Origin of the sequence: Rhizobium tibeticum (assembly GCF_900110205.1) — a bacterium.
Classification (GTDB): Bacteria; Pseudomonadota; Alphaproteobacteria; order Rhizobiales; family Rhizobiaceae; genus Rhizobium; species Rhizobium tibeticum.
Genome location: NZ_FOCV01000010.1, coordinates 17,303 through 38,405, shown reverse-complemented (window position 1 = coordinate 38,405; position 21,103 = coordinate 17,303). Strand labels below are relative to the sequence as shown.

Below are 21,103 nucleotides of genomic sequence, written 5' to 3'. Positions count from 1 at the left end.
CATGGTGAACCAGACTGGCATGAACTCCGGAGAAGGAAAGGGGCGTTCTGCCTCGCAGCCGACGGTCTTCGGGTCGCATCCTGGTTTGTTTACGCCAGCCGATGACGACGCCCCGAAGAGCGATCTCGCAGTGCTTCTTCTCAACCCCTGGGGGATCGAGGAGATGTGCACGCGCCGGTTCTATCGCATCTTGGCGGAACGGTTCGCAGAAGTCGGCGTCGCGAGCCTGCGCTTCGATTATCCCGGAACCGTGAATTCGCTCGACGAGACGTCGGCCGAACGCGGCTTGTCGGTGTGGTCTGAGGTGACCGGCAAGGCGGCCGAAGAACTCAAGATGCTTTCAGGCGCCCGAAACCTCGTGTTCATCGGCCAGGGCATCGGCGCCAGTCTCGCGCTCATGCAAGCTCATTTTGAGCCATCAGTTGCAGCGATTGCCCTTTTGGCGCCGGTGCTGAAAGGGCGTGCATATCTGCGCGAACTTTCGTTGTTTTCGCGGCTCATTGATGATGGTCTCGGCATAAAGCAGGAGCTGCGCGATAGCGCGCCCGGGTCGATTGCGGGATTGCGCATGCCGCGCGCTGTTGCAGAAGACCTCAAGGCAGTCGACCTCAACGGCCTCGAAATTGCCATCAAGCCACATATCTTCATGGCCGAGCGCCCGGGCTTGGAAGCCGACACGACGTTTCGCGACCGTCTCCAGGCCGCAGGCTGCCATCTGCGCGCGACACCCTTTGCCGGATATGATGCGCTTGTATCCAACCCACTGAACCAGGAAATCCCTGAGGCGCTCATCGATGAACTGATCGAGTGGCTACAATCGCTGCCGCGGGGCCAGAGTACGCTACCGGCCAAGACGCCTTCGCCGATTGCATCGGTCCGTGCCGGCGCAATTCGCGAGACGGGCGTTCGTTTCGGTCCAAACGACCGCCTCTACGGGGTTTTGTGCGAGCCAACCGGTCATTCGATCGGCGTGACCGCCGTTATTCTGACGACGGCCTATGATCATGCGGCAGGTTGGGCCTGCTCCTCGGTCGCGCTTGCACGCGAGCTGGCGAGCGTCGGCGTATCGTCCTTGCGCTTTGACAGCGCCGGCGTCGGGGATAGCCCGCCAGTCGCGGCCCGTCGAAAACAGGTCCTCTATGACGAGACCCAGATTGCCGATGTCGGCATGGCCCGCGACTACGTTGACAGTCTTGGCATAAGCGAACGCGCCCTGCTGATCGGACGCTGCAGCGGTGCCTACGTCGCCTTCAGGAGCGTCCTTGCCGATCCGCGCTGGGACGCGTGCATGATCGTCAATCCGGTCGCGTTCCGTTGGCGCTTCAAGGGGCTTCCGAAGACGCTCAAGGCCTATATGAGGAATGCCCTGGATATGGAGACGGTTCGCCGCCTTTGGGCCGGTGACGTGGATCTGACCGCGGTAACCAAGAATATCTCTATTCGCCTCGTCGATCGGATGGCCGGCGGGCTGTCTCCCGTCTTTGCGCCGGCCAAGCCGATCACGCAGCTCACGGGCCACGTGCATCGCGATTTTCAGGCCCTGGCCAACCGGGGCACCCCGCTTTCGATCATTTATACGGAAGGTGACGAAGGGCAGGAGATGTTCCGGGTAAACTTTGGTGACGCGGGTGAAAAACTGTCCGCCTACCCCAATGTGCAACTGCATTTGTTTCCTGACGCCGACCATAATCTCACGCCGCTGCCGGCGCGTGAAAGGATGATTGAGCTGACAAAGCTGCAAGCTCTTGCACTTGGCAACCGTTGTCATGAGCAACGTGCCGCTCACGGCTGACGCGGATCGGTAGGCATTCCGGTTGTCGTTATAAACGTCACACTGCTCAACAGGCGCCGGCTCCGCTGAGCGGAGCTCGGGCTTTCAGGCAATCGGAATCGCGGAGTTTGGGCTGTATTTTTGCCGCCCGAATGATGACCCAGGCTGATTGTTGCAGGTCGAAAAACTGCAAGTTATGCAGGAATTTACTCGGGTTGGTCTGACGGAATGCTCTGCGCGAGCGCTATTGTAGGCACAAGGGTTTAGGCATTGTTTGGTCATATCTTGAATTAAGTCTTATGGTTCACCAATTTATTTACTTAAGCGTGAAGTTCACGCGACGCCTGGTAAGCTTCAAATTGGGAGGTCATCATGGCAATCACTTTGATGGAAGGAAGGAAAAGGCAGGACTGGGCTAATCTGGTTCTGGCGGTTTGCTTGTTCGTCTCGCCGTGGGTTGTCGGTTTCGCGGCCGAAGCGATGCCGAGCTGGAATGCCTGGATCGTTGCCGTCATGCTTGCTGCGCTAGCCACCGCGGCCCTGTCGGCGTTTTCCGAATGGGAGGAATGGGCAAATCTCGTGCTCGGCCTTTGGCTGATTGCGTCGCCCTGGCTGCTCGGCTTTGCGGTCAATGCGAGCGCGATGTGGACGGTTGTCGTGCTTGGTGTGCTTGTTGCCGCCGTGTCGCTGTGGGCAGTCTGGGATGTTCATCATCCGCACGCCCACGCTTAGACCAGGCCTGATCCGGTCGCCGCAGCGGTGGACGCTCTGAACTGAACGTGCCCACCGCTCAAATGATGCTGCAGCTCGATTCGCGATCAGCATTGATCGCGAAGGGCAATGCTGATCGTGCTGTGGTGCCGACGGATCATGAGCAGGCAATGGCGCCTCAAACTTCGAATATCAGCAGGAAGTAGGCGACGAAGAGAACGAGGTGCACGGCGCCTTGCATGAGGTGCGTGCGACCACTCGCAAATGTGATGATGCTGAGGGCCAGCGTCAGAATGAGCATCACGGCATCGGTGCGCTCTAGGCCCAGCACGACGGGATGGCCAGTGAGGTGACTGATGACCAGCATTGCAGGTACGGTCAGTCCAATTGTCGATAGAACTGATCCCAGGAAAATGTTGACCGACCGCTGCAGATGATTGGCGACCGAGGCTCGCACGGCGCTGATTGCCTCCGGTGTTGCGACGAGGACAGCCATGACGACGCCGCCCAGTGCTGTGGGAGCACGAAGTGTCTCGATAAAATAATCGATTGGCGCGGCCAGCTGTTCGACCAGGATAACGACGAGAGCCATGTAAGCAACCAACAGAATAACGGGCGGCCACAGAGATCCTTCTATGGTTCTGCTATGCCCCAACGCCGCCTCACCGGCATCATCGATGAAGAAGCCTCTATGGCGACCGGTCTGCAGGGTCAGGAACACGCCGTAGAGCCCAACGGAAATGAAGGCAAGAACCGTTTGTTGGACGGTGGAATAGGGCGGTCCATTTGTCGGATGGGTAAAATTCGGCATGATCATGCTGAGGGTCGCCAGAGGCACGATAACGCCCAGATAGGCGTTGGCGCCCTGCAGATTGTGGTGCTGCTCATGCCGCCGCCAGCCTCCGATTAGCAAGGACAGGCCAACCATGCCATTGAGGATGATCATCACGACGGCAAAAAGCGTGTCACGCACCAGCGTCGGGTTGCTTTCGCCGTGCCGCATGACAGCCGTAATGGCCATCACCTCGATCGACGTAATGGCAAGCGTGAGGATAAGCGTCCCATAAGGCTCTCCCAGTTGTTCCGCAAGACGATCGGCGTGGCGCACGACTGATAATGCAGAACCAAGCACGACTGAAAACAGCCAGATGAAGATAACTGCCAGCCATATCGGATTGGCAAGCAACTCGAAGAGAACTTCACCGAAAAAGAGGAACACGACGCTCGTCGCAATGCTGACCGCAAGCAGCCATTCCCGGCGTATCAGCGCCAACCTGGGGCGTCGCGGCGTGACTACTTCCGCGTTCATTCTGCAGGTCCTCATAGTCGTTTCGAAGAATACGCCACAACCCGGCCCATCCGTCCACTCCCATCACTCAAGCCGACTTCACTGGGTTGATGCGGCCACCGGTTGCCTTGATTGCCGCTGATGGTGCGCAACCGTTTCCCGCTGACATAAAACCTTCATCTCAAAAGTCGAAATAGGGCCCAAGTGTTGGTGGCAGGTTCGATGATTGGGGAAGTGCGCATGACGACCTTGCAACAAGTGGCGCAAAGAGCTGGTTGTTCGCTTGCGACGGCAAGCCGGGCCCTTAGTCTCAATGGTTCCGTCAGCGATGCGATGAGCCGGCGCGTTCGGCGCGCTGCCGCCGAGCTCGGCTACCGATCGACAGTGGCAGGCGGCAAGGTTGGCAGACGTCCCGTAATCGGGGTTCTGATTCCAAGCATCACGAACCCCGTCTTCGCCTCGTCCTTGTCCGGTATCGAGAACAGGATGCTGGTTGGAGGTCACGGGGTACTGATTGCGCAATCACACTATGAGCCCGCGCGCGAAGCGGATGCCATACAGGCGTTGTTGAACGACAGGCCGACGGGACTGATCCTGACTTTGTGCGATCCATTGAACACCAGAAACCTGCCGTCATCGATGCCGCCGACCGTCCTCCTCGGCAACCTTCCGACGGAGATGTTTCCCGCCGCCGTCACCGTCGACAACTTCGGGGCGGGATACGAAGCAACGAAAATGCTGACCGCACTTGGCCACAAAGCGATCCTGTTTGTTTCCGGCACCTTTACCGCTTCCGATCGGGCGCGGTTGCGGCATGACGGTTATCGGCAGGCGATGCTGGAGGACGGCATCGCAGCGTTGGATCCCGTACAGATTCCGTTCGTTGGCGGCTATGACCAACTCGATTTGAGCGCCGTATTGGCTAGGTTTTCGCCAACCGCAATCATTGCCTCCAACGATCTTCTGGCTTTCGCGGTGATCGGAGCCTTGCGGCGCGAGGGACTTTGCGTGCCCCGCGACGTGTCGGTGATCGGCTTCGACGGCATCGCGATCGGCCAGATGATGGATCCGTCGCTGACGACAATGGAAATGCCGGACGCCAGCATGGGGACAACTGCGGCCTCGTTGCTCCTGGATATGGCCGAAAACGCTGCACCTGCCCGGCATTTCGATATCGACTATTGCTTGCGGCGTGGCGGAACAGTTCGCGCGATCTGAAAAGCAAAACCACCGCTCCACGGGAGCGGTGGTTGTCGTCCTCATTAAGCTTGACGATCAGCTGCGTGGCAGCAGACGCTTTACTTCATCAGCAGCGTCGTCCAGCGCTTCGTGCGGCGTTGCGGACTGGTCGACGACACGCGAGGTATTGTCGACGATCGTCTGCGTGACGCGAACACCATTTGCGCCTGGGAATGCGTACCACGGGATCATGCGCGGCATTTGCTTCAGGCCAGCCTGGAAGAGCGGGTTCTGTTTGTAGAAGTCGCCGAGATATTCCGGAGATTTCGCGGCCAGCTCGTTGTTCGGCACATAGCCGGTGCCGGGCACGACGACTGAGGCGCCATAAGGGCCGGCGGCAAATTTGGCGAATTTCCAGGCGGCATCCCGCTTGGCGGCGTCATGCGTCAGGATGACGACCGCGTTGCCGCCAGTTGGCAGCTTGCCCTTAACCGGATCGATCAGCGGGATTTCGGCCGTGCGAAGGTCGAACTTGCCGCCGACATTCTTGATCGTGTTGCGCAACGCGCCGGTCGTCTGGAAGGCAAAGCCGACCTTGCCGGCAACAAAGGCCTGCTCGCCGGCGGCCTTGGTGAAGACAGGCATGCCGGCTTCCTTGACCATGCGGTCGATAATGGTCATCGCCTTCTGGCCTTCCAGACCGTTGAAGGCAACGCTGCTTTCGTCTTCGCTCAGCATCTTGCCGCCGGCGCCGAACAGCAGCGCGGAGAACATCCAATCGTCGCCCTGCCAGCGGAAGTCGATGGAGTCGACGCTGTTGCCAAGCGCCTTGATCTTTGCGCCAAGTTCGATGACCTCGTCCCAGCTCTTCGGCGGGTTGTCCGGGTTGCCGCCTGCGGCCTTCACCAGGTCGGCATTGTAATACATGATCGGGTTTGAGGTCGCGAAGGCGAGGCCGACCTGCTTGCCGTTCACCTGGGCGAGCTTCAGGATTGTGTCGGAGAAGCCCTGTTCCGCCATGCTTTTGTCCTTGGCGATCAGCGGGCCCATGTCGACCGGGATGTCGCGCTCATTGGCCATGCGCAGGCGGTTGAGGCCGATGAAGGTCAGGTCCGGCATCTCCGGCGTGCCGACCTGGCGCATGATCGTCTGGATGCCTTCCTCGTAGGTCGCCGACGGGTTGGCAAACTGGATCTTGATGTCGGGGTTTTCCTCCATGAACTTCTTCGAGATCGTGTCCATCACGTCCTTGAAGAATCCCGGCATCGGATAATGCACGGTCAGTGTCGTCTCGGCATGGGCCGGAAGCGACACCGTCATGGCGATCGCGGCGGCGGCAAGGATCTGGGTGAAATGCTTCATCGCATGGCTCCTGGTTTAAGACCGGTCAGCCCTTGAGACCGGTCATGGTGATGCCCTCGACGAAGCGTTTCTGTGCCAGCAGGAAGGCGGCGACGAGGGGGAAGGTGATGATGAGAGTGGCGGCCATCAGCGCGCCGTAGTCGTCTCCGGCCTCCGCGGCGCGGAAATAGAGAAGGCCGAGCGGCGGTGTGGCGTAGGCCTGGTTCGAGATGACGATCAGCGGCCAGTAGAGGTCGTTCCAATGCGCCACGACCGAGAAGATCGCAAAGGCGGTGATCGCTGGCCAGGCGTTCGGCACGATGACGCGCGCGATGATGCCAACCTCCGTCATGCCGTCAAGGCGGGCTGCGTGGATCAGATCGTCCGGGATGGAGCGGAAGAACTGCAGGAACAGGAAAATGCCGAAGACCGAGATCGTGAAGGGCGCAACCAACGCGAAATAGCTGTTCAGGCCACCCACCTTGTCGAAGGCGACATAGAGCGGCAGCGCGGTTGCATGGATGGGGACCAGCAGGCCGAGCATGACCAGCACCATCATCGCGCGGGCCGCCCGGAATTTGAGCTTCGCCATGGCATAGGCACAGGGGACCGCGATTATTACCTGGATGACAAGGATCAGAAGGCAGACAATCACGCCATTGAAAAGCAGGTTGCCCATCGAGACGCGCGACAAGGCCTTTGTGAAGTTCTGGACGTGAAACCATTGCTGCGGGACGAGCGACAACGAGGACGTGAAGATGTCGCTCTGGGCCTTGCCCGCCGTCGAGACCATGAAAATATAGGGTGCGAGGAAAACGAGCGCGCCAAGGCTCAGGATCGACAGCCGAACGATCCGGGCGAGGAGGAGGGTGTTTGCGCTCATGTGTAGTGTACCTGCCGGTCCTGGATGCGGTATTGCAGGAACATCAGGACGACCAGAATGGCGAGGAAGACGACAGTCATGGCCGAGGCATAGCCGACGCGCAGATAGACAAAGCCTTCCTGGTAGATCGTGAAAAGAAGCACTTCGGAAGCCTTGTTGGGGCCGCCCTCGGTCAGCGTCTTGACCGTTTCGAAGACCTTGACGGAGTTGATGATGCTGATCGTCGTCACGAAAAGTGTCGTCGGGCCGAGCATGGGCCAGGTGACGAGACGGAAGCGATCCCAGCCCGAGCGGGCGCCATCGACTTCCGCTGCTGCATAGAGTTCGCGGGGGATGGCAGTGAGGCCTGCTAGGAAGAGCACCAGGTTGAAGCCCACCGACTGCCAGATGCCGATGATCGACAGGCCATAGAGCACGGTGCTCGACGCGCCGAGCCAGTTCGGGCCCTGGATGCCGATTTGCGACAGCATCGCGTTGACCGGCCCGATGGTCGGATGGAAGAGATATTGCCAGACCGTCGCCATGGCGACTAGGAGCGAGGCGACGGGCAGGAAATAGGCGGTCCTGAAAAAGGAGCGGCCGATACCCTCGGTTTCGATCAGCATGGCAAGGCCAAGCGCCATGAAAATCGAGACCGGCGTGACGATCGCCGTATAGACCATCGTATTCCAGAGCGAGCGCTGGAAGGTGCGATCGGTCAAGAGCTCTGCGTAATTTTCGAAGCCGACGAACTTGAAGCCCGCATAGCCGAGCTCGAAATCGGAAAAGCCGAGCGCGATCACTGCTGCAACCGGCAGAAGGATGAACAGGAAGACGAGCACGATCGCCGGCAGGCACAGCAGCCAAGCCGTCCTGGCTTCATGGCGCTCGGCCGTCCTGGACGGGGTGCGTCCGATGACGCCTGAGGATGCGGCAATATCAGCCATGCGCAGTCTCCCGCGCAACGCTGGTCGTCTGCGGCATTACAGGTTGGCGTGCCCCATCGGCGCCGAACACAAGAATATGCTCGCCGGCAACATGCAGGCGGATCGGCATGCCGGCTGCAAGGCCGGTGCCTTCGACGGGCGAGACCTTGGCGATCATGGTTTCGCCGATCGCATCCAGACGGCTATAGACGATGATCTCGGAGCCGAGGAATTCCACGCGCTCGATGCGGGCCTTCAGGCCGCCATCACCGCCGCGCGCAATGCGGACAAATTCCGGGCGAATGCCGAGCGTCACTGCCGCGCCGGTCGAAAGAGTGCGGTTTGAGAGTGCAGAGCGGACGCCGCCGACGGCCACCGTCGAATCCGCCTCGATCTGCGAAGGCAGAAGATTGATGCGCGGCTGGCCGATGAACTTTGCGACTTCAATATGCTGCGGATCGTCATAGATGACCCGCGGTGGCGACAGCTGGAGGAGCGCGCCGCCGATCATCACGGCGACCCGATCTGCCATGGAAAGTGCTTCGGCTTGGTCATGGGTGACGTAAAGGGTCGGTACCCCGGCGCGGCGATGCAGTTCGACGATCTCACCACGGGCATGTACACGCAGGTTGGCGTCGAGATTGGAAAGCGGTTCGTCCATCAAAAAGACTGCCGGTTGGCGCACCATGGCACGGCCGAGGGCGACGCGCTGGCGCTGTCCGCCGGACATCTGGCCCGGCTTGCGGTCGAGAAGGTGATCTATCTTCAATGAAGCCGCCATGCTGCGCACATCCCGCTTGATGTCGGCGACCGTCTTGCGCTGGCCGGGTATCAGCGACCCGATGACGGGCAGGCGCTCGGCGCGCGTCAGCCGGCGCATGACGAGCGGCACGGCGATATTCTGCGCGGCGGTCAGATGCGGATAGAGCGCATAGGATTGGAAAACCATCGCGATGTTGCGCTCGGCCGCCTTGAGGGTACTGATGTCCCTGTTCGCAATTTTGATCTCGCCGCCATCGGCGGTCTCGAGGCCAGCCAGAATGCGCAGCAAGGTGCTTTTGCCGCAGCCGGATGGACCGACAAGCGCGATGAATTCGCCCGGCTCCGCATCGAGGCTGACGCCCTTCAGGATCGGGTTGCCGCCAAACGATTTATGGATGCCGCGAAGGGACAGGGCACTCATTCAACCATCTCCTTCTTTACGGCTTTCGGGTAGACCTCGTGCACCACGTCATCGAGAAAATGCGCGGTCATGCCCGGCACGGTGACGATTTCGCTTGTGACCTCGTCGCCGAGCGTGTGGATGACAGCACCGACGAGACGTTCGCCCGGCATTGCACGCTCCATCTTGTCGATGACGAAGGCAGCCGACGGACCCCAGACAAGCGAGGTGTTTTCGAAGCGCCCCTGCCAGGCCCAGTGGAGGTGACCACTGGCAAAGAGCGGTACCTCGTGGGCAGCAATCAGATCGTAGAGCCGCCTGCGCTGTCTCGGGTGGACGGACCAGTAGCCGGTATCGCCTTCATGGGGTTCGTCAACGAAAAGCGGCTTATGGGCAAACAGCGCAAGACGGCGACTGTTGCGTTCGTTAAAGACGGTCTGCAACCACTCAAACTGCGCTTCCTCCTCATCGTCCTCGTGGCCGAGAAGCAGGGAGTTGAGGCCGACGAGGCGCCAGCCATTCGCGTCTTCGATCCAGCGGTCGTCACCGGCAAGCGCGCGCCACCGCTGCAGACGCTCTGCATTCACCGGCTGATCCGAGCCTGGCAGGTGGCCGACATCGTGATTGCCCGGCACGATGAGCATCGGGATCGACGTCTGGCGCATCAGATCCATGCAGAAGGTGATGTCGCCTTCCTTGTCGGCGCCGTCGACGGTGAGGTCGCCGGTATGGATGACGAGGTCAGCATCCGTTGCCTCGATCCAATTCAGAAGAGGCGCCCAGTTGCCATTGAAATGCGCCTTCTCCGGGCTGAAATGGGTGTCGGTGATCTGGATGATTTTCACGGGCCGCTCTCTGGTTCGGGAGCGTGCCCGACTACGAGGCACGCTTCTTTGCAGCCTCTTTAATGCTGGCCTGTGTCAGGCCCATAACACCGTTTTCCAACGCCGTTTCTTTTTCGTCGCACAACTGTCACGCAGATGACGGTGTTCTGTTCCGGATTGAACTGGTGCGCAGCGGTGCAATCAGGGCGCAGTGGTGTACTTGTTGCGGCAGCCCTCGTGCCTATCTCCCTTCAGGTGAGAATTCACGAAAGGCGCCGATTAGCCCGTCGGCGGATCAGATTGCAGCAGCCAGAGGAGACGTTGATGCAAGAGCCCCTTGTCGTCCACCGCGAGACCCACATTTCGGCGCCGCCTTCTGCTGTTTTTGCCTTGCTCACCGATCCCGAAAAGATCCTGCGCTGGATGGGGACTGAGGCACAAGTCGAGCCCCAGCCAGGTGGCCTTTACCTCGTCAACGTTACCGGCGCTCGCTTCGCCCGGGGCTCCTTCCGGGAGGTTGTGCCTGTCCACCGGCTCGCCTACAGCTTTGGCTGGGACGGGAGCGAGATTGTACCGCCCGGGTCGAGCTTGGTGGAGATAGACCTCATCGAGAAGCCGGATGGAACCCTGTTGCGGTTGACCCATACCGGATTGCCGAATGCCGAACAGTGTGCCGGACATGCGGAAGGCTGGGAGCATTATATCGGCAGACTGGCGCAATACGCGGCCGGGCGCGATCCGGGCCCGGATCCCTGGTCCGGTCGGGTTTGATGGTTTTTCTCCCGTTCCGTCGGCTCTGCGGTGAGCAGATTGAACCACGAGTGACAGCTTTCAGTCGACATGGCATGATCTAGGCATGGATCTGCCCACCTCCCTTGCATGGCTGGTCGACGAAGCGGGCGCATCGCCGGACCTCGAGTGGTTTCTGGCCGAATTGGGCCGCAGGCTGCTGACAGACGGGTTGCCGCTGGCAGGCGGCGCCCTGACACTGGCGGCACCGCACCCCATCATCGCCCGCCGCACATGGTTGTGGCGGGCCGAAACCGGAGCCGTGATCGAGGCTTTAAGCTTCACCGATGTTTCATGCAATCCGGCCGGGCATGAATGGTTGACTGGCCTTGGACCAGTCCAGGAGGATACGGTGGGCTCGGCAACGGAGAGCCCAGTTCTGGGGTGGGCCGGAACGCGGGCGTTTACTGCAGCCGAGGCAGGCAAACTGCACGAGGCGGCACGTTTTGCGGCACCATCCCTGGTGGCGCTGGCGGCAAGGGCGGGGTTGGCCGCGCTTCTCGAAGCCTATCTCGGCCGACGAAGCGCCGCCCGCGTGCTGGCCGGCGCTTTGTCTCGCGGCACCGGCGAAACCATACGGGCGGCTTTGCTTTGCGCGGATCTGCGCGACTTCACGGCGCTGTCCGAGGCGACGGAACCTGCGGTGATGATCGCCACGCTCGACGCCTGGTTTGATCGCATCGCCGGTGCGGTCCACGCTTTCGGCGGTGAGGTGTTGAAGTTCATGGGCGATGGGGTACTGGCAATCTTTCCCGACACCAGCACGCCCGGCGAGGCATGCGAGGCGGCATTGCGCGCGGTTGCTTCTGCCCGTGCCGGCATGGCCCATCTCGATACCGTGCGCCAAGACCAGGGGTTGCCGCCACTCCCCTTCGGTGTGGCACTCCATTTCGGGGAGATTCTCTGGGGCAATATCGGCGCCGCCGACCGGCTGGATTTCACTGCGATCGGGCCGGCCGTCAATTTGGTCAGCCGGCTTGAAGGGTTATGCAAGCCTCTGGGGTTGACCGTGTTGCTTTCCGGCGCGGTCGCGGAAAAGACAACTGCCACGCTGGTTCCTGTGGGCCGCCACGTGTTGCGCGGGATTGCTGAGCCCTGCGAGGTCTTTACGCTGCCCGGCGACTGAGACTGCCGCGACGATGAGCCGTAGCCACCTGCCTAGAACCAGACATCTGCGACGGTGCGCGCGTCCGGCGGCAGATCCTCGAAACTGTGGAGACCATCAAAGCGCTGCAGCCGAACGTCGGCCACCTCAGCTGGTTCGGCGAGACGGAGGTTGACGGCGATTCTTGTCTCCCCGTTGCGACTTGGCCGCAACGCGCGCCAGGTGACGAGGTTGCCGCAGCGACGGCAGAAGTTGAAGGAAAGGCTCCGCGAGCCGCAAATATAAGCGGCAAGTGCGTCGGTTTCGTCTTCGACGTGAATTCCTTGGCCATCGTAGCCATAGGCCCATAGCACGCCGTAGCGTCGGCAAACCGTGCAGTTACAGATCGTGGCATCTGGAATGGTGCCGCGAAACTCCCAGTGAACCGCTCCGCAATGACAGGAGCCGCGGGTGATTTTGGGGACGGCGCGTTGTGCTTCGCCTGTGGTCATGCAAATCCTCCCCCGACGATTGCCCGTCATTCTAACGCAGATGAACCGAGGCGTGTATAGCCAAGCACGCCCCGGCGCTCGCTGCTCAGTCCGTTTGACATTTTCATGTTGTCCAGCCAGCTCCTACTTCGCGGCCGCATCTCCTGTTCCCCGCCCGGCCAAAGTGCTGATCACGAGGACTATGTCTTGCCAAAAACCAGCTTTTTGAATGTAGCGGGCGTCGACTTCTGCGAGCGCATCGGGCGTCGACATGTCAATTCCTTGAAGCTGAGCCAACCCCGTTATGCCAGGCCTCACGGAAAATACCTTGCGCTTGCGCCGTGCAGCGATGACGTCATGCTGCGTGGGAAGACACGGGCGAGGGCCAACGAAGCTCATCTCTCCGCGCAAAACGTTGATGAGTTGAGGTAGTTCGTCGAGCTTGTATGCCCGCAGTTTTCGGCCGAGCGGCGTGATCCAGGATAAAGCCGCATCATGAGAGCCGACATTGGGAGAACCTGCCGCCATCGTGCGAAATTTGATGCAAACAAACGGTACTTCAGCCCGGCCGACCCGCTCCTGAAGAAACAGCGCGCCGCCAGGGGACGATCGACGCACGAGGACCACGATGATAACCAGGACCGGCGCAAGAACGATCAGTCCGAGACACGCAGCGCAGATATCAAACAGTCGCTTCAAAGATCTGTTAAAGCCGTTGAGCATCGAAAGATTCAAGTTCCTGTATTAAACGTTGACGCCAGAAGCTCTCAAAGTGAGCGCTTCAAGGCGTTTCGCATATCAAAGGGCGGATTCCAGTCCAATAGCCCGCGCGTATCAGATATGTCCACTTCCAGCCAATCGGTCAGGCGGCTTACGAGCTCTCCTTTGCCCGTTGCCCGGCCAAGAATACGCAGAACGGCGCAAGGACAGGGAACCAATCGCGCCGGGCGCCCCATGGCAGCTGCCAGCCGCCGCAGCAGCTCGGGCGTCGAGACTGCCTCATCATCGCCTGCCAGCAGTATCTGGCCAGGGGCGGCGGGATGAGATACTGCGGTCATAATGAGATCGGTGAGATTTTCGACGTAGACCATGGACCTTCGATTGTCGATTGAAGCCATGGGCAGCGGAATTCCGCTCCGAACGAGCTGCGTGAGAGCGCGGAAGCTGCCGCCAGCGCCGCGCCCATAGACCAGCGGCGGGCGAATGATGACGGTCTCCATGCCCGTTGTCTTGGACAATGCGATCAGAGCTTGTTCTGCTTCAAGCTTTGACACGGCATACTCGGTCGTCGGATGAGGGAGGTCATGCGGCGTGAATGGACGGCCCCTGACCGATCGTTCGCCGTTCACCTTAATCGTGCTGATAAATATGAACCGTTTGACCCCATAGGCGGCCGCCTGCCGAGCAACGTTGATTGTCCCTTCGGTGTTCACCGTCCGGAAAACTGCGGGTCCTGAGTTTGATCCATCGATGACATTCTGATTTGCCGCCGCAAGATGAATGACGGCATCGATGCCAACCAACGCGGCTTTCCAATCCGTCGCACCATCGATGTTGCCAACGGCAATACATCCCGCTTGAGCGGAGCGGCCGGCCTCCCTGAATGCAAAGTCGCGGATGCGAAGTGCGTGCTGAAGATCTCGACCGACAAAGCCTGTCGCGCCGGTAACGAGTATCATGCTCGGCTCCCAACAGACGGCAGCACGAACGCCTCGACATAGGCTGTCACTGGCTGGCTCCCTGCCGAACGGAGACGAGGTCAACCACGCCGTCGAACGGATGATAGTCCTGGACGAGTGCGCTCAGAATGCCGCGCAGCCCCTCGACATCGCCCTCGTCGGCAGTGGAACTCAATTGCCGAAGTTTCGGCGTCAGTATCTCCCACTCGATAAACCGCTCCCGCGCACGCATGATTTTGGGATGTTCAGTTGGCTCGGGATTGTCGCCGATCAGCAGTTCTTCGTATAGCTTTTCTCCCGGCCGCAGGCCGGTCGTAACAATACTGATATCTCCTGACGGATTTCGTTCGTCTTCGATGGTCAAGCCGGATAGCTCCACCATGCGCCGAGCCAGATCGATAATTTTGACCGGCTCGCCCATGTCGAGGACGAAAACATCGCCTCCTTTGGCCATGGACCCGGCCTGAATGACGAGCTCGGTCGCTTCCGGCACCGTCATGAAGAAGCGCGTGATCTCGGGATGCGTCAACGTGATAGGGCCGCCCTGGCGAATTTGCTGGCGAAACAAGGGAACAACCGAACCGGAAGATCCCAACACGTTGCCAAACCGCACCATCGTGAGAATGGTCGAGGCGCCTTCGGCCGCCAACCCTTGAAGCGCCATTTCCGCGAGCCGTTTGGTGGCGCCCATGACGTTGGTTGGTCTGACGGCTTTGTCCGTACTGATCAATATGAACCTTTCAGCGCCGGTATCGATCGCTGCTCTCGCGACCGCAACAGTGCCAAAGATGTTCGTTTTGACCCCTTCGACCGGGTTCTTTTCGACCAGCGGTACATGCTTGTAGGCGGCCGCATGATAGACGGTGTTTGGTCGCCAAGTCTCCATAATCTTCTGGATTCGAAGCTCGTCGCAAACGTTTGCAAGCAGCGGCACGATCTGGAGCCCGGCGTCCGGGTTGTTGCCGGCAAGCTCGTTCTCCAAGGCATAGAGCCCATATTCATTTTGGTCGAGGATCAGCAACGCAGCCGGCTTCAGCCGAGCCAGTCCGCGGCAGAGTTCGCTGCCGATTGATCCGGCCGCGCCTGTCACGAGCACGACGCGGCCGCGGATGTTGCGTTCCAAGAGCGCTTGATCCGGCTGAACCGGTGTGCGACCCAACAGATCCTCAATATCCAGTTCCTGCAGATCGGTGAACTCGGCCTGGCCGCCGGCAAGGGCGTTCAGGTCGGGGACAGTGCGAACGGCAACGCGCGCGCCCCTGAGCTGCTCCAGGATTTCGTTCCGGCGCGACCGATCAATTTTAGGAAGCGCCAAGAGGATCGTGCGGACGTTCAGCCGCGCGCTCAATGCGACGATTTTCTCCGGATCGTAAACCGCAACGCCGCCAATGAGGCTCCCATGCAGGTTTTTGTCATCGTCGAGATAGCCGACGACCTTGAAATCGGCACTGCCGCTCAGCGCGCCGGCGACCTGCCTGCCGCCGGATCCAGCACCATAGATGAGCATGTTTGTCTGCGTGTTCTGCCGCAGTATCCGCTTGTAGGCCTCACTCAGGAAATATCTTGCCATAAAGCGGTTTAGGCCGATCGCCAGCAGTAACAACAACGGCTGCATAATGCCGATCGTGCGTGGTATTCCCGGGAAGCTGATGGCAGTAAAAACCGCCATGAACGCAAGGCCGTAAATCGTTATGGCTTTGATCACCGTGATGAACGCCGACCAGCCGAGGAAGCGGAAGATTGCCCGGTAAAGACCCATTGTGATGAAGATCGGCAGCGCAATCACAAGGGACACTGGAATTGTTACGAGCTGCATACCCGTCAGCGTCACCCAATCATTCAAGCGAAAGCAGAAGGCCAGCCAGATCGTCAGAATGCAAAGGCACGAATCAACCAACACCGCCAACGCCCGTTTGGTCGGCCTCGGCAGATCAAGAATGCTTTGAACGTATCTGTCGGAAACCGCCCGCATCGGCCCTATCCCCGCAGGTGAGCTGGGATTGCGTCGGACGAACCGCTGGCACGCAGAGCGGCATTGCCGCGCTGGGCAATCGAACCGGCACGCAGCCTTATCGAACAGGCAAAACAGGTGGCCGCAAATAGCAGGGCGTAGGATTCGCCGAGGGCGAGCCGGTTATTCGAATTGCTGAGGATCGTGACGGCAAAATAGACCGCGAAGGTCAGGTAGCAAGCAAAAGCGCTCTTGCTGATCACGCCTGCCGAGGAAGCCCGATAAATACGATAGATGGCCGAAATGACGATCAGCGCCAATATGGCGAGACCGGTAAAGCCATATCGGACCAGGATCTCAAGGTAGCCATTGTGCAACAGGGTGTAAGTCACACCACGGTAAGGCGTTGTTTGCCAAATCGTAAGCCACGAATTGCCGCTACCGAAGGTCGGGGCAACGGATATAACGTCGATTGCGTTGGCCCACAGCTGCAGCCGTTCATCCAGCGAGATCGGCGTGTCCGACGAGGCGATCGCGTCCTGCATAACGCGTTCCACCGAAACGCCGCTATCCAGCCGCTCGACGATCATCACAACAGAATTGAGCGTGGCAGCACCGAAGTGCGCCACGTTGTCACGAACCTCGTAGACGCCCCACGACAAAAGCAAAAGGCCGCTGATGGCGGCGGCGAGCACAGTCTTTCGCCTGAGGTAGAAAAGCGTCGCTGCAGTCATCAGGCCAAGCGCTGGCAGTAGCGCCAACCACACGCCCTTGGACTTGGCGCCATAAATATTGAAAATCGCCAGGCCGATCACCATCACGGCGATCGCTGAGACAACGGCCTTGGCGCGCGCCGAGCTTCCAATTTCCCACTGATGCAGCGCCCAGTAAAAGGCCCCGATGAAGATAAAGCCGCAGCCGACGGATCCGTGAATTGAATTATGATGGAAGGCAGGGGACATCCGCTCACCCGCCACGATCGCCGAAAACGGCGTCGAGATGATCAGGAGGACAAGCGCACTGCAGAAGAAAGCCAGCAAAATCGGCTTGATCAGATGCCAGCTCGTATGCAGCGCCAGGCCCATCGCAGGAAAAAAGATTGCAAAAGCGTAGAGCCACTCGGATGCGCCTCTTTCACCGTCGACAATCAATCCGAAGAGAAATCTCAACAAGGCCACGGCACCCCAGGCCACGCATAAGATCGCCAACCAGTCGGTCAACGACGTCCGCAAAGGGGCCTTGCGAAGCATAAGGGCCAGGCCCATGAGCAGGAGGGCAGCGTATCGATAGAAATCGCTTTCGATCAACGTCACTGACATCATTCCCAGCCACAAGATGGCGATGACGACGTCGAGGGTTGCCGACTTCACCGGACTGCTAGATGTGGATATTGTCATGATAGTGCATACCGTATTCGGCGGGCATACTCGATCAAGCGAAGAAAGTGCGTTCCGATTTTACGAACGCCTCGCAACTTCACGGCGCGGTATTGAGCCCTGTTGGCAATCTGGCTCACAGCTGAGCGCTCGGAAAGTTCGACGATATTTTGCCGGACGGTATAGATGTTAACGCCTGTCTTCCATCCGCGCTCAAGGGTCATGTCGTAGGGAAATTCGATATTACTCGCGCTTTCAAGCAGCTTACGGGCGCCTTCGCGCGTAACCAGGTAGCAAGCTGCGGACCCTTGCGGACCGTGCAGACAGCGCCCAATGGAATCTCCATACTCCGAGATGGCCACCGTTCGGCACCACTTCGACCTGTGATTGAGCAATTTTACCACCTCGGCGGAAGGCACCGCTTTTAAGATCGCAGCTGCCCTCAGCGTGAAATCCTGACGCAACTCCACGTCGTCTTCCATGATGATGGCGCTTTCAAAGTCGCTTGAGAGGAAAGCTTCCAAGGCCCTCATGTGAGCACGGTAGCAGCCATATTCGCCAGGCAGCATCTGCCGGCCATTCCGGCGCAAGAACTCTTTTTCGTTGAATCCAGATCTTTGCGCTGCGGGGATCGAGCTCCCATCGACACCAGGGATTCGGTCGATCTGCATGCCGGCAAAGGTCGCCTGCGACGATACTTCCGCCCATCGCTTTGAGGAGCTGTCCAGATTGATCACATACGCACCGATCAGACGTTGCAAACGGTTCGTTCCTATTGCTGTGTTCAATTTGAGCATCTGATCCGCGTCATTTGTGGCACTCTTTTGGCCCTTGCGCGCCCAGGAGATGATAGGAACCGCAAGTCGAGGGCCGCTTTCGACGGCTTGAATAGATAATATTTCTGCCCATCCTTATCTACAACAGCTTCTGCGTGTATGTCCACAATTGTGACAGCGACAATTGCTCGAACCACAGCAAGCGCGCCACGGTTAGGAACCCTGCGGTGGTAAGCTCAAGCGCAAATGCAGCCCGATGTCTCCTATCGTCGTACTCGCGCGTCTTTGCAACCCCGATGTGGATCGCATGGGCAAATTCCCACCAATTTCGCGGTTTCGCTCCCCGGTTTTTGCTTGAACGGGCCGGGTGCCGGCCGCGCATCGCGTCGGAAGCGCCAGAGCAGACGAGATCGACAGTCTCTCGCCATCTCATTGGTGCTGCCAATCGCTCTTGCGCCCGCTGAAGCCTCTGTTAAGCATTCTCATGTTGCGAAACGAAACGTAAATGAAAGAGGCCGAACCTATGTTCCTGAGCGATCGCCAAACGGAAATAGTTGGCATGGCCAAGTCGAACGGCCGCGTTTTCGTCGAGGAACTCGCGACCCATTTCTCCGTCACACCGCAAACGATCCGCAAGGATCTGAACGACCTCTGCGATGGACAGATTCTCACGCGCGTTCATGGCGGCGCGACATTTCCAAGCGGTACCGAGAATGTAAAGTATGAGGCAAGACGCCAGATCGCCGCGACCGAAAAGCAGGCGATCGGCGTCGCGGCGGCGGGCCTTATTCCGAACAATGCCTCGCTTTTCATCAATATTGGCACGACGACGGAGGCTGTCGGTGAAGCGCTGACGAGCCATCGCGAGCTGATGGTCATTACCAACAATATCAACGTTGCCAATAGACTGCGGCTGCTTCCGAGCATTGAGGTTGTCATAGCCGGCGGCGTGGTGCGTGGTTCGGATGGCGGCATTGTGGGCGAGGCGGCTGTTGATTTCATCAGACAGTTCAAGGTGGACTATGCCGTGATCGGCGCGTCCGCTATCGACGAGGACGGCGCGCTGCTTGACTATGACTTTCGCGAAGTGAAGGTGGCGCAAGCAATCATCGCCAACGCGCGGCATGTCATCCTGGTGGCTGATTCGACAAAATTCGAGCGGACTGCACCGGTACGCATCGCGCAGCTTCCTCAAGTGCATACCTTCATCACCGATCGATGCATTACGCCTTCGATCCGTCGTCTCTGTCAGGAAAACAGCGTGAAGTTGATCGAGACTGGGTCGGCGCCTGCATAGACACTGATAATTTGGGGTTCATTTGATCGGGGTCCTGCGCTAGCTTTTGGCCATGAGTCTAGAAACCGTTCGCGCGTTTTTCAGCGCCCATGCTCCCGATATCGAAATTGTCGAAACCGCCGAAAGTTCCTCGACGGTGGCCTTGGCTGCGGAGGCGCATGGGGTCGATCCCGCTCAGATCGCCAAGACGATCTGCCTGCGTGTCGGTGAGGAAACCATGTTGGTCGTTGCCGGCGGTCTGGCGCGCCTCGACAACAGGAAGTTCAAGGATACCTTCGGAGGCAAGGGCCGGATGCTTGGGCCCGAGGAGGTCGTGGAGGTTACCAGCCATCCTGTTGGTGGTGTCTGCCCCTTCGGATTACCGAAGATTTTGCCGATCTACTGCGATGTTTCGCTGCGGCGATTTGATGAAGTCGTGCCGGCTGCCGGTTCCACCAACTCGGCCGTGCGCATATCGACCGAGCGCTTGGCAGAACTGACAGGGGCGACCTGGGTCGACGTGTGCCAATAAAGATCGGTGCGCCTCAAGCTTCAAACCGGCAAAGCAGTCCCTATATAAGTTCCTGACATGCATTGGTTGTCATGACAGGAGAGATTGGATGCCTCGTGCCGTTTCGCGTTTTGCCAAGATTGCGGCAATTGCCGTTTTGACAGGCGCTACCGTATTTGCCTCGATCGGCGAGGCCGATGCGCGCCGTGCCGGCAGCTCCGGGTTCGGCAGCCGTGGCACGCGGACTTTCCAGGCACCGCCCGTCACGAGCACCGCGCCTTCGCCGGCCGCCCCAATCGAGCGTTCGATGACGCCTCGCTCGCAAACCAACGCGCCGTACGCCGGTCAGCAGCCTGTCGGTACGCAAAGGCCCGGCCTCTTCAATGGTTTTGGAAGGTCGATGATCGGCGGCCTGATCGCTGGCGGACTGCTTGGGATGTTGCTCGGCCACGGTTTTGGCGGCGGCTTCGGATTCCTCGGCATGCTGTTGCAGATCGCCCTGATTGCGATTGCGATTTCCTTTGCCATGCGCTTCTTTGCCAATCGCCGTCAACCGGCTTATGGCGGTCCGAGCCACGGGGGAGCCAGTAACATGGCCCCGAGCGGCAACGCGCCGTTTCAGATTCCCTCGATCGGGTCGGCGGCAGGTTTTGGGCAGCAGCAGGCAAACACAAAGCCGAATGACGAGATCGGCTTGAGCAAGCGCGATCTTGACCGCTTCGAGGAACTGCTGACCGAGGTGCAGACCGCCTACGGGGCCGAAGACTATGGCACATTGCGTCGCCTGACGACGCCCGAAGCCATGTCCTATCTTGCCGAGGAACTTGGGGAGAATGCGACGAACGGCGTGCGCAACGACGTGTCGAACGTGAAGCTGCTGCAGGGCGATATTGCCGAAGCCTGGCGGGAAGATGGGGCGGACTACGCAACACTCGCCATGCGCTATTCCTCAATCGACGCCCTCGTCGAGCGGGCGAACGGCAAACTCGTCAGCGGCGATAACAGTCGGCCAACGGAAACGACGGAAGTCTGGACATTCGTGCGCAGGGGCGCAGACGAGTGGAAGCTTGCCGCAATCCAAGGCACCGACCAGCGCGCCGCGTAAA

The 21,103-nt window shown here is 59.5% G+C and carries 20 protein-coding genes; 8 read left to right on the top strand and 12 right to left on the bottom strand.

All coding sequences use genetic code 11. From position 1 onward, the window contains the following. Position 1 precedes the first annotated feature (1 nt). Positions 2-1,792 (top strand): alpha/beta hydrolase family protein, encoded by a 1,791-nt coding sequence (locus BSG20_RS12830; RefSeq protein WP_244541324.1) that lies wholly within the window; start codon positions 2-4, stop codon positions 1,790-1,792. A 351-nt stretch (positions 1,793-2,143) separates the two neighbouring features. Next, positions 2,144-2,503, top strand: coding sequence for an SPW repeat protein (locus BSG20_RS12825; protein ID WP_072375755.1), 360 nt, complete (start codon positions 2,144-2,146; stop codon positions 2,501-2,503). A gap of 157 nt (positions 2,504-2,660) precedes the next feature. Here the strand turns inward: BSG20_RS12825 and BSG20_RS12820 are convergent, their stop codons facing one another. Further along, positions 2,661-3,791, bottom strand: coding sequence for a calcium:cation antiporter (locus BSG20_RS12820; RefSeq protein ID WP_072375753.1), 1,131 nt, complete (start codon positions 3,789-3,791; stop codon positions 2,661-2,663). Between the two features lie 219 nt (positions 3,792-4,010). On the opposite strand from BSG20_RS12820, the gene BSG20_RS12815 reads away from it, so the two are divergent. After that, on the top strand, positions 4,011-4,988 hold the full coding sequence (locus BSG20_RS12815; protein WP_072375751.1) for a substrate-binding domain-containing protein: 978 nt from the start codon (positions 4,011-4,013) through the stop codon (positions 4,986-4,988). 57 nt (positions 4,989-5,045) lie between these two features. On the opposite strand, the gene BSG20_RS12810 is transcribed toward BSG20_RS12815, so the two are convergent. From BSG20_RS12810 to BSG20_RS12790, 5 genes are read right to left on the bottom strand one after another with little or no spacing between them, the layout of a single operon-like run. After that, entirely contained in the window at positions 5,046-6,311 is a 1,266-nt protein-coding gene (locus BSG20_RS12810; protein WP_072375749.1) for an ABC transporter substrate-binding protein, read from the bottom strand. 25 nt (positions 6,312-6,336) lie between these two features. Further along, positions 6,337-7,173, bottom strand: coding sequence for a carbohydrate ABC transporter permease (locus BSG20_RS12805; protein ID WP_072375747.1), 837 nt, complete (start codon positions 7,171-7,173; stop codon positions 6,337-6,339). Continuing rightward, positions 7,170-8,099 (bottom strand): carbohydrate ABC transporter permease, encoded by a 930-nt coding sequence (locus tag BSG20_RS12800; protein WP_072375745.1) that lies wholly within the window; start codon positions 8,097-8,099, stop codon positions 7,170-7,172. Before BSG20_RS12800 ends, BSG20_RS12805 begins: the two co-directional genes overlap by 4 nt. Further along, complete coding sequence (locus BSG20_RS12795) at positions 8,092-9,261, bottom strand: ABC transporter ATP-binding protein (protein WP_072375743.1); 1,170 nt, start codon at positions 9,259-9,261, stop codon at positions 8,092-8,094. Before BSG20_RS12795 ends, BSG20_RS12800 begins: the two co-directional genes overlap by 8 nt. Next, a complete protein-coding gene (locus tag BSG20_RS12790) occupies positions 9,258-10,085 on the bottom strand; it encodes a metallophosphoesterase family protein (protein WP_072375741.1) in 828 nt (275 codons plus the stop codon). Before BSG20_RS12790 ends, BSG20_RS12795 begins: the two co-directional genes overlap by 4 nt. A gap of 303 nt (positions 10,086-10,388) precedes the next feature. Here BSG20_RS12790 and BSG20_RS12785 point away from each other — a divergent pair, with 303 nt between their 5' ends. After that, positions 10,389-10,835 carry an SRPBCC family protein gene (locus tag BSG20_RS12785; RefSeq protein ID WP_072375739.1) on the top strand — a complete coding sequence of 149 codons (447 nt, stop codon included), beginning with the start codon at positions 10,389-10,391 and terminating at the stop codon, positions 10,833-10,835. 85 nt (positions 10,836-10,920) lie between these two features. After that, positions 10,921-11,979, top strand: coding sequence for an adenylate/guanylate cyclase domain-containing protein (locus tag BSG20_RS12780; RefSeq protein ID WP_072375738.1), 1,059 nt, complete (start codon positions 10,921-10,923; stop codon positions 11,977-11,979). 32 nt (positions 11,980-12,011) lie between these two features. Here BSG20_RS12780 and BSG20_RS12775 read toward each other — a convergent pair whose 3' ends face one another. From BSG20_RS12775 to BSG20_RS12750, 6 genes are all read right to left on the bottom strand, one after another. After that, complete coding sequence (locus BSG20_RS12775) at positions 12,012-12,449, bottom strand: GFA family protein (RefSeq protein ID WP_072375737.1); 438 nt, start codon at positions 12,447-12,449, stop codon at positions 12,012-12,014. A 123-nt stretch (positions 12,450-12,572) separates the two neighbouring features. Beyond that, on the bottom strand, positions 12,573-13,151 hold the full coding sequence (locus BSG20_RS12770) for a sugar transferase (protein ID WP_072376029.1): 579 nt from the start codon (positions 13,149-13,151) through the stop codon (positions 12,573-12,575). 44 nt (positions 13,152-13,195) lie between these two features. Further along, the gene (locus BSG20_RS12765; RefSeq protein ID WP_072375736.1) at positions 13,196-14,107 is read right to left on the bottom strand and encodes an NAD-dependent epimerase/dehydratase family protein; all 912 of its coding nucleotides are present in this window, start codon (positions 14,105-14,107) and stop codon (positions 13,196-13,198) included. A gap of 46 nt (positions 14,108-14,153) precedes the next feature. Further along, positions 14,154-16,079 carry a polysaccharide biosynthesis protein gene (locus tag BSG20_RS12760; RefSeq protein WP_072375735.1) on the bottom strand — a complete coding sequence of 642 codons (1,926 nt, stop codon included), beginning with the start codon at positions 16,077-16,079 and terminating at the stop codon, positions 14,154-14,156. Between the two features lie 5 nt (positions 16,080-16,084). Then, entirely contained in the window at positions 16,085-17,455 is a 1,371-nt protein-coding gene (locus BSG20_RS12755; protein ID WP_072375734.1) for an O-antigen ligase family protein, read from the bottom strand. Further along, entirely contained in the window at positions 17,452-18,195 is a 744-nt protein-coding gene (locus BSG20_RS12750; RefSeq protein ID WP_083539918.1) for a glycosyltransferase family 25 protein, read from the bottom strand. Before BSG20_RS12750 ends, BSG20_RS12755 begins: the two co-directional genes overlap by 4 nt. Positions 18,196-18,733: 538 nt before the next feature. Here BSG20_RS12750 and BSG20_RS12740 point away from each other — a divergent pair. The 3 genes from BSG20_RS12740 to BSG20_RS12730 all read left to right on the top strand — a co-directional run bounded on the left by BSG20_RS12740 (position 18,734) and on the right by BSG20_RS12730 (position 21,102). Then, a complete protein-coding gene (locus BSG20_RS12740) occupies positions 18,734-19,507 on the top strand; it encodes a DeoR/GlpR family DNA-binding transcription regulator (protein ID WP_072376027.1) in 774 nt (257 codons plus the stop codon). A gap of 52 nt (positions 19,508-19,559) precedes the next feature. Then, a complete protein-coding gene (locus BSG20_RS12735; protein ID WP_072375729.1) occupies positions 19,560-20,018 on the top strand; it encodes a YbaK/EbsC family protein in 459 nt (152 codons plus the stop codon). An 88-nt stretch (positions 20,019-20,106) separates the two neighbouring features. Then, positions 20,107-21,102, top strand: a complete 996-nt coding sequence (locus tag BSG20_RS12730) for a Tim44 domain-containing protein (protein WP_072375727.1) — start codon at positions 20,107-20,109, stop codon at positions 21,100-21,102. Position 21,103 lies beyond the last annotated feature (1 nt).

Bases quoted from the DNA above. Each gene is read 5' to 3' on its own strand.
- BSG20_RS12825 (WP_072375755.1), top strand. From the start codon at position 2,144: ATGGCAATCACTTTGATGGAAGGAAGGAAAAGGCAGGACTGGGCTAAT.
- BSG20_RS12795 (WP_072375743.1), bottom strand. From the start codon at position 9,261: ATGAGTGCCCTGTCCCTTCGCGGCATCCATAAATCGTTTGGCGGCAAC.
- BSG20_RS12770 (WP_072376029.1), bottom strand. From the start codon at position 13,151: ATGCTCAACGGCTTTAACAGATCTTTGAAGCGACTGTTTGATATCTGC.
- BSG20_RS12780 (WP_072375738.1), top strand. From the start codon at position 10,921: ATGGATCTGCCCACCTCCCTTGCATGGCTGGTCGACGAAGCGGGCGCA.
- BSG20_RS12760 (WP_072375735.1), bottom strand. From the start codon at position 16,079: ATGCGGGCGGTTTCCGACAGATACGTTCAAAGCATTCTTGATCTGCCG.
- BSG20_RS12775 (WP_072375737.1), bottom strand. From the start codon at position 12,449: ATGACCACAGGCGAAGCACAACGCGCCGTCCCCAAAATCACCCGCGGC.
- BSG20_RS12805 (WP_072375747.1), bottom strand. From the start codon at position 7,173: ATGAGCGCAAACACCCTCCTCCTCGCCCGGATCGTTCGGCTGTCGATC.
- BSG20_RS12820 (WP_072375753.1), bottom strand. From the start codon at position 3,791: ATGAACGCGGAAGTAGTCACGCCGCGACGCCCCAGGTTGGCGCTGATA.
- BSG20_RS12730 (WP_072375727.1), top strand. From the start codon at position 20,107: ATGCCTCGTGCCGTTTCGCGTTTTGCCAAGATTGCGGCAATTGCCGTT.
- BSG20_RS12810 (WP_072375749.1), bottom strand. From the start codon at position 6,311: ATGAAGCATTTCACCCAGATCCTTGCCGCCGCCGCGATCGCCATGACG.
- BSG20_RS12765 (WP_072375736.1), bottom strand. From the start codon at position 14,107: ATGATACTCGTTACCGGCGCGACAGGCTTTGTCGGTCGAGATCTTCAG.
- BSG20_RS12800 (WP_072375745.1), bottom strand. From the start codon at position 8,099: ATGGCTGATATTGCCGCATCCTCAGGCGTCATCGGACGCACCCCGTCC.
- BSG20_RS12740 (WP_072376027.1), top strand. From the start codon at position 18,734: ATGTTCCTGAGCGATCGCCAAACGGAAATAGTTGGCATGGCCAAGTCG.
- BSG20_RS12785 (WP_072375739.1), top strand. From the start codon at position 10,389: ATGCAAGAGCCCCTTGTCGTCCACCGCGAGACCCACATTTCGGCGCCG.
- BSG20_RS12830 (WP_244541324.1), top strand. From the start codon at position 2: ATGGTGAACCAGACTGGCATGAACTCCGGAGAAGGAAAGGGGCGTTCT.
- BSG20_RS12735 (WP_072375729.1), top strand. From the start codon at position 19,560: ATGAGTCTAGAAACCGTTCGCGCGTTTTTCAGCGCCCATGCTCCCGAT.
- BSG20_RS12755 (WP_072375734.1), bottom strand. From the start codon at position 17,455: ATGACAATATCCACATCTAGCAGTCCGGTGAAGTCGGCAACCCTCGAC.
- BSG20_RS12815 (WP_072375751.1), top strand. From the start codon at position 4,011: ATGACGACCTTGCAACAAGTGGCGCAAAGAGCTGGTTGTTCGCTTGCG.